We start from the raw sequence: 12,324 nt of genomic DNA on the forward strand, positions 1-12,324 counted from the left end.
TATACTATCCGCTGCGCGTGATGACATGGAGAAAAAATAAGCCATTTCAATCTGATGAGATGGCTTATTTTCCTTATTGCACTTGCTCTTGTTGCTGTTTGCTTTTAATCAACTCGGATATTGTGACAAATGTATAACCTTGTTTTTTAAGTTCTGGTAAGATTTCTTCCAGTGCCTTAATGGTTTGCGTGCGATCGCCGCCTCCATCATGGAACAAAATAACATCTCCAGGCTTCGACCCCTTCATCACTTTTTGGACAATCTTGTTGACACCCGGCTGTTTCCAATCTTGAGTATCCTGATGCCAAGACCACATAACTACTTTGTATCCATCCTTAACAGCGGCATTGATCATTTGATCATTATAGTAACCACCTACAGGACGAAACAAAATTGGTGCGAATCCAGTAATACCATAAATTATTTCCTTTGTCTTACGCAGTTGTGCATGTAATTCAGCTACGGAAGCTTTAAACGGATGTGAATACGTATGATTGGCCAGCTCATGCCCTTCAGAATAAGATCGTAAAACAAGGTCTGGATATTTTTCTGCATTTTTACCAATAATAAAAAACGTGGCCTTTGCATCATATTTTTCCAATAGATCTAAAATAGCCGCCGTATATTTAGGATGAGGTCCATCGTCAAAGGTTAGCGCAATTATTTTGTCTTTTGTATTAATGTCCCACACGACTTCCCCTGTCTCCTCATAATAAGGTCGACCTTTATCCGCATAGGTTGTCAGCTCTGTAAAAAATACCGATATGATTAAAAAACAAAGGGATAAAACCAAAACATATTTACGTGTCATAAGCATCACCTCCCAAGTTCAAATTCACATAACTCCGTCAACTTACTATTTACGAATTACAATGAATTATACTTATGAAGGTTTGGCTGTTTTCTCCTCTTAACTTTTTCAAAAAAATCTATTCATACATAAAAATTTAACTTCTTTCAGCGGGTGTCCAAACACCCGCTGAAAAGTAACTTAAATTCGCATTCATCTCACCACTTATAGAGGTGGGAGACTTCTGCTGAAAGAAGTTAAAAATAAGAATCAACTCTAATGTAACGAGTTGATTCTTTTAACTTTTTACGTATAGATCAATTTCCAGCAACATATTTTAACTTTTCAGGGTTTACCATATAATAAATTGCTTCGATTTGTCCATGTCCAACTTCGAAGCCAATTACTGCCTGAATTTTATTTTCAAATATTAATGCTAAGCCAGTTGTACCATTAATATTCATCAATTCTAATGTATAATTTTCTTCATTATTTTCAAACTTACGGAAAAGAGCAGATAATAAACGGAAAACTTTTTCACGACCGTAAATAGGATGTAATGCAGCTGTAGCCTTTCCTCCACCATCTGCATAATAAACAACATCTTCTTTTAAAATATGAACAAGCTCATTGACCTTTCCTTGTTGAAAAGCAGACATGAAAACAGTCACTGTATTTTTTATTTCCAACTTGTCTGTAACTATACTATTTTTTCTAACTAGCTCAGGTAATTTCTTTTTTATTCTGCTTAAGATTTTCCTGCAATTTATCTCACTTTTATCAACGATTACAGCAATTGTTGGATACTCATACTCAAAAACTTCTCTCAGAATAAAAATAGCCCGCTCAATTGGATTTAGTTCCTCAAACAAAATCATAATTGCTAGTGAAATACTCGTATCATTTAAAATAGTAAACAAAGGATCATCCTCATGTAATGCTAGAGGTTCAGGCAGCCATGTTCCCGTATATAACTCTCTTTTTTTCCTCGAAGACTTTAACAAATCCAAGCAACGATTCGTCACCATTTTGCATAAAAGAGCTTTTATATTGTCCATATGATTTACTCCGGTTTTCCCTATCTGTGCAAATACATCCTGTACGATATCCTCGGCATCTGATGCACTACCTGTCATGCGATAGGCAATTGAGAAAAGCAGTGATTTATACTCTTTATACAACTGACTTATTAACTCATTATCCATTGCTCACCTCATAAGCTGTTTATTTTTGAAGACTTGCTAATTCCCAAGTGTAGTTTCTTATTCTCGCACCTATTTTTCCAGTTATCGTAAAATCAAGCCCCCATTTTTGTGTCCACATAAACCCATTATTTGGTCCTAAACTAATACAAAAGAATTTTACGGGATATGATTCGTGTAATATGTTCACTGGTGTTTGGTTTATTGATGCCTTCAATATTTTACTTAGCCTTGTCGCTTGTGGAATAGCTTCCTTACATGTCATACCATCTGGATGATTATTTTTATAATCTACTACTAATGCGCAATCACCAATGGAATAAATATGTTCTTCATCTTTAACCTGATAGGAATGATTAACAATAATTCGATGCTCTTCTGAGATAGGTAAACCTAATCTAGAAATGATTGGATTTGCTTCTACCCCAGGATTAAAGATACAAGTTCCTACAGAATATTTTTGGCCATCATTAGTAGATAACTGACCATCTTTACAATGAGAAACCCTTGTTTTATTTTTGACGACTACCCCAATATTTTTAAGATGTTTGACGAGTTTTTCACTTACTTTCACAGGTGCTTCTGGTAAAAACCGATCCTTTGCATCAAAAAGTAAAACTTCCACTAAACTTGGATTAACACCTGCTTCTGACAACTTTTCTTTAGACCACACAGCAATTTCAGCAGCAGTTTCAATCCCTGCGATACCTCCACCTACAACAGCTACCTTAAATAAACTCTTGCTTTGTTGTGATTTTTTCAAGGTTTTAAATGATTCCATCAATAACAATAGTTGTTCTTTTATTTCTATGGCGCTCTGTCCATCTTTTAATGTGATTCCATCAAAATCTTTAGGTACCTCTCGAATTACACTTCCAAATGTCAGCACCAAGTAATCATAATGTAAATTTATAGTTTTTTCATTTTCAACCCTAATGGTAATTTGATGATTTTTCTTCTGAAAAGCTAATGCTTCCCCTTGAATAAATTCTATTCCGTTCTGACAGTATTCTTTAAAGGGTACTTTCAAATTTATGTCCCTAATTGCAGCCCGGACAAGTAATACTTTTTTGAAATGGTAACTATTTTTATCAATTAAAATGACCCTTACTGATTTACCGATTTGTCCTTGAAACTCCTTTTTCAATCCCTCTAATAAATTTATTCCTGCATAACCCCCGCCAATAATAACAATATTCTTCATCATAACTCCTCCTTTTTCCCTTATAACGAATTCACTTAATCAGTTGTGACATCATTTATAAAGATTTTAAAAGTTACGATTGAGAAAAATACACTTGACACTTGCGCCATTCGTTTTTAGTAACAAATAATTTTTAATGAAAAGTCGAACACCTTTTTATCTATCGCCATATGTATATAGAGAAAAGGAGTGATTTCGAATGGTGATAATTGAGCCTATTATGATTAAAGGCCATTTTTTCACTGCAGTAGTTGTTCAATTGCCAAAAACAACACTGCTGACAATTTCAAATGATACGGGCTACATTATGTGTGGGGCTTTAGATGTTGGTCTATTAAATGATCGTTTAGCAGACCGGAAGATTATTGCTGGTCGAGCAGTTGGTGTGAAAACAATTGATGAGCTATTGACGGCTCCATTAGAATCCGTGACATATGAAGCGCATCAACTTGGTATTACTGAGGGAATGTCTGGTGTAGAGGCGTTATTAAAAATGGTATAACAATTTTTCACAAAGCGTCAGTGCAATAAGACTAGGCGCTTTTTTTGCTTCTGTCTTATGTAAAGAGCTTTTTAGGTATGCAGGGAGATCGCTGGGATGCACAATGGGACATGTTTTCGGCCTTCCTTGGAACAATTTTAACTTTACTGCTATTTACAAAATTCCATGATAAATTATTGAAAAGACAGGCAAAATAAATGATGATAAACAAATTTTCTTTGTAGCAAGCATAGCATAACTATATGAACCATTCGAAAGGTGGTATTCTATGTACTATGCAAATGTTAGTCAGCAATTGCCCCATACATCTCGCGTGATTGAGGTCACCGGAAATGGAAAAGTTATGGCTACTCCAAACTATGTTCAAATTCAAATAGAAGTCCAGACAAGAGGGAAAAATGTACAAGAGGCACAGCAAGAAAATGCAATAATTATGAATCGTGTCATCCAATCTCTTTTAGCTCTCCATATCCCGAGAGAAAATATTCAAACAGCTTTTTATACTATTTCACCAGTTTATGATTATGAGGATGGCAAACAGATTTTTAAAGACTACGAAGTAACAAATGCTATTACCGTTAAAGTAACGGATACGAGCCAGATTGGTGAAATTATCGATACAGCAGTAGAAAATGGAGCAAATCGGATTTCCTCTATCCAATTCAACATCGACAATGTAGATGCCTATTATCAACAAGCTCTCAGTTTAGCCCTTCAAAATGCTCAAATGAAGGCTAAAACAATTGCAGAGACGATGCATTTGCCTTTACAACCACAACCTATTGAAATTGTTGAGGAACTAGAAAAAGCCCCAGTTCTGTATAGATCAATGGCGATGGTTGATTCCAAAATTTCGACACCTATTGAACAAGGTCAAATAGCCATTAATGCGACTGTTCGAGTGAAATTTCAATATTAAATAAAAAACAGCAAGATAGGACTGTGCCTAGTTTGCTGTTTTGTTTTCTTCCCATATACGTTCTAGAGTCACTTCATGATCCTCAACACTTAGCCGAAGAACATCTGGGTTTCTTAGTTCAGCCCAAAATTGAAAGTCTACATCACTATTATAATTTTTCAAAAGTAAGGTAATTATATTTCCATGACTAACGATAATTGTATGTTCGGACTCACTATTAAAAGTTTCCTCAACGACGTTAACGATACGTTCCATCGCTTCGTTACTTGACTCTCCACTATCAAATTTCAAATCCATATCAGTAAAAGTCGCTTGAAGCTTTTCATACCAATCTGGTAAATTTCTAGTGCTTAAAATGCGTTCTGAAAGGCGTTCATCAATTTCAATATTTATATTTCCCCTCGTACTTAGCGGTTCTATAGATTGAATTGCTCGTAAAAAGGGACTAGTAATAATTCGATCAATTTTTTTGTCAGCGAAAAACTCAGCTAAAACTTCAGCCTGGTGAAAGCCCTGTTCTGTTAAAGAAGCATCTGACGACTGCCCCTTGGCTTCGCAATGCCTTATTACATAGATATGTTTAGCCATTTCTTACCTCCTAGAGAAAATATGGAGAACCTATATCATTGTTATTAACCACAATATCTGCATTTTCTTGAGGATTATGCTCCTTTAAATAAAGGTTCGATGCTGCGTGATACCTGTCCAAAAACATTTCCTCTGCTTTTTCATAGCTTCCGAATGCAATCGTCTCCCGCTTTGCTCCCCTTTTTCTAGCTAGCTCAAAATCTGTCAGTACAAAAATTTTATAATCAAATAAATGTATTAGCTCTTTTTTCAATAAGAATGTTCCATCAACAATGAAAATGGTATCGACTTTTGCAAGCTGTTGCTTAGGATTTACATATTCATCTTTTTCTAAATCGAATGAAATTGTCTGAAACTGGCGATTTCCATTTTCCCCTAAAGGAATTAGCAGTTTTTCCTTAAATGCTTGATAATCGTGTGCATCTTCATAATAACCGATTGCTGAATCCTTTCCTTGTCTATAGCGAATCGCTCTTGGATGATGAAAATTGTCAATGCTTGTTCGTACTACTTCCTTTTTTCTTCGACGAAGCTCTTCAGCAAGTTCATTGGCAAGAGTTGTTTTCCCTGAAGCTGTTATTCCACTAATCGCTACTCTAATCGGATGGTAAAGTTGTAAATCTAAAATATTATCTGCTACTTTTGAAACAAGTTCCTGTCTTAACATGATTCATCAACCTCACAGATTGTAAGTTTTTATTTTACAGTTATTATACCGCCTTTGCTAATTAGTTCCAATTCGTTTGACGCATCGCCAATCTTACCTTTCTTTAATGTATCCGTATGTTCTTCATTCTGATAACCTTCTAAATTAACACTTATGTCGGATGATTCACTGTTAGCTAAAAGCTCTAATGATTTTGGTGCTTCTTTGTATGCTATTGTAATATCTCCTGAAGTAGTTTCTACAAATAATGCTTTTCCTTCGATGATTTCTTTCATAAAAACTTCACCGCTAGTCGATGTAATTTTCGTTTTCGGACTGTTGACTCTAGTCATATAGCTATCACCATTTGTAGAGGCTATTGTTAATTCGTTTAAAGTACTGTCTACGATACTCAATTCACCATCTTTTGATGTGATTGTCCCTTTATCAGCCGATAATCCCTTAATGGTTTTAGAGCCAGAATCCGTTGTAACCGATAATTCTTCTGTTTCAATGTTGTTAATTTTGATATCACCATAGCTGTTTTTTAATGCAATCTTATTCACAGCATTTTTAGGAACAGAAATGTGAATAGTACCTTTTTTTCCAAAGCTAACGTTTTTCATAACTCCTTCTTCAGTGTCTTGTTGAAGTACCTTTACTTTATTGCCGTCTTTCTTAATTTCAACAGGATTATTTTCCTGCTTTTCTTGTTGCTTACCTTCAATTTCAATTGTTAATTTTTCAGATTCTGTATTTTCTAATGCTATATCCCAAGACTCACTGTTTATTTCTAATTCTTCAATTTGCTGAGCATCAAAGGACTGTTCTTCAGTGATGCTCTTTTCTCCATTGATTTTAAGAGTGAAGAATATTCCTCCTATCGCAATAACGAATATTAAGGCTATGGTTGCTTTTTTCACTTTACATCCTCATTCCTCATTTTTAGATTAAATCTACTTTGTCGACTTTATAATAGGACAGATAGCCGATAATAAGTCCTAATAGACACATTATTATTGGGACAATGATAAATTGAAATAAACTAGCAGATGTACCCCCATTTGAAACCGTTGAGTTAATCAAAAATCCAATTAAAACAGCGGATGTAATTGTCGCAGCTGTTGAATTTTTTCGCATACCAAAATACAAAGGAATTAAGCTTACCCCACCCATCATAAAAGCAATGATAAAGGTAGACGGTATCGTAGCTACCATCTCCTGTATCTCAACAGGTGTTTCAAACAAGTTCATCATTGGATTTAAAAAATAAACCGCGATATTCATCATAAAGGTCGCTATGATAATGCTAAAGAAACAAAATCCGAAAACTAAAGACAGCTTAGCGAAAATAATTTTTTTCCTTTTTAATGGATACGTAAATAATATTTGAACCGTCTTATTTTTGTATTCGTCAATAACTAAACGCGATAGAATTACACTCGAAAAAATGATAAAAACAATGCGAATTAATATATTTGTCAAAGACATAAAATCTGTATAATTTAGAAACATCTTTTCATCTGCAGAACCAACTGCCATGAGCGCAACTGCCGCAAAAATTCCAATAATACAAATGATTAAGCTTTTAAAATAGCTAGACATACTATTCTTTTTCCACTCAAGTCTTACTAGTTTAAGCAATTTGATTCCCTCCATTAATAAAGTTTAAGAAATAATCTTCTAAATGCTGTTGCTGTTTTTCAATGCCATTGACAGCAATGTTATTGAATATAAGTTCTTTATTAATTTGAGATTGAGAAATGCCATGTTCAAAAATTCGAATACAATGCTGATTGACAATTTCATATTTTCGAATTCCTAACTTGTTCTCTAGCACATGAATCGCTTTTTTCACATCGTCTATTTTAATCTCCAGATACTCCATATTCTCTTTTCGAATATCGTCCATCCTTACCTCTTTCAATAATTCCCCATGATGAAGGATGCCAATTGTATCTGCTATTGATTCAATTTCTGACACGATATGACTGGATATTAATATGGTGATTCCTAGCTTCTCCTTTAGATGTAGTAGGAGCTCCCGAATATCTTTAATACCGATTGGATCAAGACCATTAATTGGCTCATCCAAAATAAGAATTTTCGGTTTGGCAACAATGGCACGTGCGATACCTAATCTTTGCTTCATTCCTAGAGAAAATTCATGTATTTTTTTATGTTCAACACCACTAAGACCTACTATCTCTAATGCCTCTTGGGTAGCTCCTTTTTCATAAACCCCAATATACTCGCAGTGAAGTTCTAAATTTTCCTTCGCTGTTAGCCTTTCGTAAAATTCTGGGTACTCGATAATGCTGCCTATTTTGCTCAAGTATTGATAGGAAGTAGTAGAGATGGATTGATTAAATATTTTTATCTCACCTGAAGTTGGTTTTACCAAGTTTAAAATCATCTTCATAATCGTTGTTTTCCCAGCCCCATTCGGACCTAGAAACCCATAAATCTCCCCCTTCTTAACGTTCATATTGACGTTCGAGACGGTTTCGACTCCTTTAAAGCTCTTACTTAATTGATGTATTTGAATAACGGTTTCCATGTTATGTGCTCCTTACCATTTTGAATTCGTTACACTAATCTTAATAAGTGAAAGTAAAATCAAAGTAAACTCGATGGAAAATGACAGTAATATTTTTAAGAGAGTAAAGATATGAAGTTTAGAAGCTGTTATGATGAGATAGAAATGAGGGATAAAAATGGCAACTGCAGAAAAAATCCTAATCGTAGATGATGAGATTGGTATATTAAAATTATTAGAAATAACGTTACGGAAAGAAAACTTTATCAATATTGATACTGCCCCAACAGGTAAAAGTACACTACAGCTTGTAAAAGACAAGCATTACGATATTATTTTGCTCGATATCATGCTACCAGATATAAGTGGATTTGAACTTTGCACAGAAATACGTAAACATACAAATACACCCATTATTTTTGTCAGTGCTCGCTCCACTGATTTTGATAAATTAACAGGTTTAGGTATTGGCGGAGATGATTATATTACAAAACCTTTTAATCCTTTAGAGGTCGTTGCACGTATAAAGGTCATCCTTCGACGTCAAAAAATGTATGAGAATTCTCAGCAACAGCAGACTACAAAATTTGATTTCGGTCACTTTGCTCTTAATCCTGAATCTGCAACATTAACCGTTCACAATCAACTCGTCGAATGTACAGCTAAAGAGCTAGAGCTACTGCACTTCTTTTGTAAAAATCCAAATCGTATTTTTACAACTTCACAGCTCTATGAATTCGTGTGGGGAAATGATGTATACGGTGAGGAGAAAACTGTAACGATTCATATTTCAAAGCTACGGAAAAAGCTCGGGGATGATACGCGTAAACCTAAAATAATTGTGAATTTAAGGGGCATTGGGTATAAATTCATTCCACCGAAAGAGGATTCACTATGCGAATAAACACTCGATTTACGTTACATCTTACATTGGGGATTATTCTGTGGATGCTTTTGAGTGGTATGTGTATTGTTATCGGACTCGAAGGTATTCTTCCACTCTTTAAAAAATCTGTTAGTGAAGCTAATGAGAGTCTACTAGTAGCATGGATTTTCGGATTCAGCACTATTGTTTGTATCGCTGTATTTGGTTGGTATTTCGGGGGTCCTCTTGGTTTTATAATGTCTTGGATTCATCAGCTATCACAGGAAAACTATATACAGCCTGTTGGACTATCTAAAATCTATACACGCAAAGGAAAGCTCCGTATGCGTTATCTGTTATATCAAGAGGTACTTCAACACCTACAATCCTTATCAGGAAAATTAAAAGCTGCCGAAACAGAACGTGAAAAGGTTGAACAAGCAAAACAAGAATGGATTGCCGGTATATCCCATGATTTAAAAACGCCATTAACGTATATTACAGGCTACTCTACCCTACTATTAAACGATCAATACGATTGGTCCAAGGAGGAAGCTCTTTCCTTTATTCAAGAGATTGCAGATAAAGGCAAGCATATGGAGGAACTTATTCAAGATTTAAGTCTCGTCATTCAGTTTAATAATACAGACGGTCAGTTACCCTTGCATAAAACCAATCAGGATATTGTGGATTTTACAAAAAGAATTGTTGCTAATATAAGCAACAATCCACAGGCCAATGACTATATATTGCACTTTCAAACTGAAGCAACTGTTATAAACATTGACTTTGATACGAAATTCATGCAACGCATATTACAAAACATACTTATGAATTCCATTATCCACAATCCACCTAACACAAATATTTATACACAGATTTTTGATAGGGCAGAGCATGTAGAAATTCACATTGTGGATAACGGTGTAGGTATGTCCACACACATGCAAGAAAATATTTTTCAGCAATATTATCGCGGAACAACAACAGATGCCTCCTCGGAAGGTACTGGACTGGGGATGGCGATCGTTTATAAGCTCGTTCAAGCTCATAACGGCACTATCTCAGTACAGAGTGAACCTTCTGATGGGACAACGTTTATAATTACATTACCTAAAAAATAGAAACCCCACCTCTTAGAAGCTAGCATCTAAGAGGTGGGGTTTTTGAGGATCTTACTAACAGCCCAACTTTTCTTCCCCCTTGCCTAGTCACTTTTGAATGCATGTATATTTGATAATAAAAGCGCACAAAGAATAATAAATATCCCGATTATATGCTGCAATGCTAATGATTCGTTTAAAATAAAATACCCCATCAGTACACCAACTACAGGAACCCTGTAATTACTAAAGGAAGCAAATAATGCTCCCTCTTTTTTAATTAATAGGTTATATAGCATGTAAACAATCCCTGCGTGGAAAATACCTAAAATAACAATCGAGGCTATTTGTAGCCTATCTATATCCAAATGTAATGGTTGTTCAAAGATAAAGGCTACTGGTAACAATATGATTGTAGTAATCCATAATACATTTCGCATATGAATAACTGGAGAACGATTATCTAATTTTTCCATTAAAATTAATGACAGTGCAAAACTAATTGCCGCCAATAAGAGGAGTGCATTTCCAAATACTGTTCCTGAGCCGCTCATTGCTTGTGTCGGCCATGATAGAATAACCATTCCTAAAAAACCTAAAAAAATACTGAAAAATTGAAACTGACTTACTTTCTTTTTAAAGAAAAGGACGAAAAGAATTAAAGTGATGATTGGTACTGTCGCTATAAGCATAGATGCAATGCTGCTCGATACATATTTTTGTCCTTGGGCAATAAGGATAAATGGTAACACTACTTCAAAAAAAGCAATGCCAACATACAATTTGAAATCGGCCGAGCTGTTTTCTTTTTTTAAAAATAAACTAATGAAGGATAAACAAAGAGCACCAATGATAGCTTTTAGCAAGGATAGGGTAACTGCTCCAACATCATTCGTTACTAGTGCTATAAAGAAAAATTGAGAACCCCAAATACAGCTTATTAAAAGTAAAAGGATATATTTACTCATTGTGCTCCCCTCCTATGCCCAAAATAATTGGTTCCTATTACGCCAATAATAATGACTAGCCCACCAATCAAATGGTAGAAATGAAATGTTTCCTGTAAAAAAATCACACCCGAAAGTATTGTAATAAGCGTAGCAAAATTACTAAAAACACTCATTTTGGAAGCTTCCAATATCGATAAAGTATAATTTGACAAGTAAGAAGTAACGAGGGAGGATAGAATGCCTAAATATAAAATAGCTAAAACAAAATCTACATGAACAAATGGTCTGAAAAATTGAAGAAGCGTACCATTTATTAAGTGATTTCCAATTGCTACTCCATTAAAAATGACAAACCCACATAATGTCATCACATATGTTAATGTCAGTAATGAATATTGTTTTGTAAGCTTTCTTGCTAAAACGTTATATAGCGAAGCCGCGCAAGCTGACAGTAATATAAATCCACTACCGATTAAATTTCCTGAGCTAGCACTTCCATTGTTCATAAAAAGCATATAGATAACACCAAATACTGATAAACTAATGAAAATAAGTTGTTCACGTGTAGCTTTTTCCTTTAAAAGTACACTTGCAAGCACTAATGTAAAAATAGGAATTGTCGCTTGAATAATTCCAGCCTCTGTGGAGGAAATTCTTGCGAGCCCAAGCACCTGAAAAGTAAAAAATGCTATCGGATATAATAGGGCCAAAGGTAGAATTTTGGCTACATCTTGTTTGTTAATTTTTAACTTATTCTGTGTAATGACTATACAAAAGACAATACCAATAAGTGCGATAGTAAATCGATGTGCAAGTGTATCAATAGGGCTTGCCACTGTCAATGTAACTTTAACAAACATAAATGATAGCCCAATGACAAAAGCATAAATAATTGCTGCCAAATACGCCTTTCTTTTTACTGTCATATAATGTACTCCTTCTCTTCATTCCGGCCGATAAAGCTATAATAATAAAAAGTAAAGACTCGCACGATATAAAAAACACGCATCTGTACC

15 protein-coding genes are annotated in these 12,324 nt (G+C 34.8%); 5 read left to right on the forward strand and 10 right to left on the reverse strand.

The features are described 5' to 3' along the window. Positions 1-73: 73 nt before the first annotated feature. The 3 genes from ACIQLB_RS10725 to ACIQLB_RS10735 all read right to left on the reverse strand — a co-directional run bounded on the left by ACIQLB_RS10725 (position 74) and on the right by ACIQLB_RS10735 (position 3,196). A complete protein-coding gene (locus ACIQLB_RS10725; RefSeq protein WP_400724972.1) occupies positions 74-811 on the reverse strand; it encodes a polysaccharide deacetylase family protein in 738 nt (245 codons plus the stop codon). A 296-nt stretch (positions 812-1,107) separates the two neighbouring features. Next, the gene (locus tag ACIQLB_RS10730) at positions 1,108-1,995 is read right to left on the reverse strand and encodes an RNA polymerase sigma-70 factor (RefSeq protein WP_400724975.1); all 888 of its coding nucleotides are present in this window, start codon (positions 1,993-1,995) and stop codon (positions 1,108-1,110) included. A gap of 19 nt (positions 1,996-2,014) precedes the next feature. Beyond that, positions 2,015-3,196, reverse strand: coding sequence for an NAD(P)/FAD-dependent oxidoreductase (locus ACIQLB_RS10735; RefSeq protein WP_400724978.1), 1,182 nt, complete (start codon positions 3,194-3,196; stop codon positions 2,015-2,017). A 199-nt stretch (positions 3,197-3,395) separates the two neighbouring features. On the opposite strand from ACIQLB_RS10735, the gene ACIQLB_RS10740 reads away from it, so the two are divergent. From ACIQLB_RS10740 to ACIQLB_RS10750, 3 genes are all read left to right on the forward strand, one after another. Beyond that, positions 3,396-3,698, forward strand: coding sequence for a YunC family protein (locus tag ACIQLB_RS10740; RefSeq protein ID WP_049663111.1), 303 nt, complete (start codon positions 3,396-3,398; stop codon positions 3,696-3,698). 44 nt (positions 3,699-3,742) lie between these two features. Beyond that, positions 3,743-3,895 carry a DUF2238 domain-containing protein gene (locus ACIQLB_RS10745; RefSeq protein WP_400724982.1) on the forward strand — a complete coding sequence of 51 codons (153 nt, stop codon included), beginning with the start codon at positions 3,743-3,745 and terminating at the stop codon, positions 3,893-3,895. A gap of 71 nt (positions 3,896-3,966) precedes the next feature. After that, a complete protein-coding gene (locus ACIQLB_RS10750; protein WP_400724985.1) occupies positions 3,967-4,617 on the forward strand; it encodes an SIMPL domain-containing protein in 651 nt (216 codons plus the stop codon). Between the two features lie 27 nt (positions 4,618-4,644). On the opposite strand, the gene ACIQLB_RS10755 is transcribed toward ACIQLB_RS10750, so the two are convergent. Genes ACIQLB_RS10755 through ACIQLB_RS10775 form a run of 5 tightly spaced genes read right to left on the reverse strand, consistent with a single transcriptional unit; the run spans position 4,645 to position 8,411 of the window. Continuing rightward, positions 4,645-5,205, reverse strand: a complete 561-nt coding sequence (locus ACIQLB_RS10755) for a histidine phosphatase family protein (protein WP_400724988.1) — start codon at positions 5,203-5,205, stop codon at positions 4,645-4,647. A gap of 10 nt (positions 5,206-5,215) precedes the next feature. Further along, positions 5,216-5,872, reverse strand: coding sequence for a nucleoside/nucleotide kinase family protein (locus tag ACIQLB_RS10760; protein ID WP_400724991.1), 657 nt, complete (start codon positions 5,870-5,872; stop codon positions 5,216-5,218). 29 nt (positions 5,873-5,901) lie between these two features. After that, a complete protein-coding gene (locus tag ACIQLB_RS10765) occupies positions 5,902-6,774 on the reverse strand; it encodes a DUF4097 family beta strand repeat-containing protein (protein WP_400724994.1) in 873 nt (290 codons plus the stop codon). A gap of 22 nt (positions 6,775-6,796) precedes the next feature. Then, the gene (locus tag ACIQLB_RS10770) at positions 6,797-7,495 is read right to left on the reverse strand and encodes an ABC transporter permease (RefSeq protein WP_400724997.1); all 699 of its coding nucleotides are present in this window, start codon (positions 7,493-7,495) and stop codon (positions 6,797-6,799) included. Beyond that, the gene (locus ACIQLB_RS10775) at positions 7,488-8,411 is read right to left on the reverse strand and encodes an ABC transporter ATP-binding protein (protein WP_400725000.1); all 924 of its coding nucleotides are present in this window, start codon (positions 8,409-8,411) and stop codon (positions 7,488-7,490) included. The genes ACIQLB_RS10770 and ACIQLB_RS10775 overlap by 8 nt, the downstream gene beginning before the upstream one ends. Before the next feature lie 157 nt (positions 8,412-8,568). On the opposite strand from ACIQLB_RS10775, the gene ACIQLB_RS10780 reads away from it, so the two are divergent. Together ACIQLB_RS10780 and ACIQLB_RS10785 are read left to right on the forward strand one after the other, a co-directional pair. Next, positions 8,569-9,294 (forward strand): response regulator transcription factor, encoded by a 726-nt coding sequence (locus ACIQLB_RS10780; protein ID WP_400725003.1) that lies wholly within the window; start codon positions 8,569-8,571, stop codon positions 9,292-9,294. Beyond that, entirely contained in the window at positions 9,285-10,379 is a 1,095-nt protein-coding gene (locus tag ACIQLB_RS10785; protein WP_400725007.1) for a sensor histidine kinase, read from the forward strand. Before ACIQLB_RS10780 ends, ACIQLB_RS10785 begins: the two co-directional genes overlap by 10 nt. A gap of 83 nt (positions 10,380-10,462) precedes the next feature. On the opposite strand, the gene ACIQLB_RS10790 is transcribed toward ACIQLB_RS10785, so the two are convergent. Together ACIQLB_RS10790 and ACIQLB_RS10795 are read right to left on the reverse strand one after the other, a co-directional pair. Further along, positions 10,463-11,326, reverse strand: coding sequence for a DMT family transporter (locus tag ACIQLB_RS10790; protein WP_400725010.1), 864 nt, complete (start codon positions 11,324-11,326; stop codon positions 10,463-10,465). After that, positions 11,323-12,234 carry a DMT family transporter gene (locus ACIQLB_RS10795; RefSeq protein WP_400725013.1) on the reverse strand — a complete coding sequence of 304 codons (912 nt, stop codon included), beginning with the start codon at positions 12,232-12,234 and terminating at the stop codon, positions 11,323-11,325. Before ACIQLB_RS10795 ends, ACIQLB_RS10790 begins: the two co-directional genes overlap by 4 nt. Positions 12,235-12,324 lie beyond the last annotated feature (90 nt).

The organism is Lysinibacillus sp. NPDC092081 (genome assembly GCF_044755845.1).
In the GTDB taxonomy this organism is placed as follows: Bacteria; Bacillota; Bacilli; order Bacillales_A; family Planococcaceae; genus Lysinibacillus.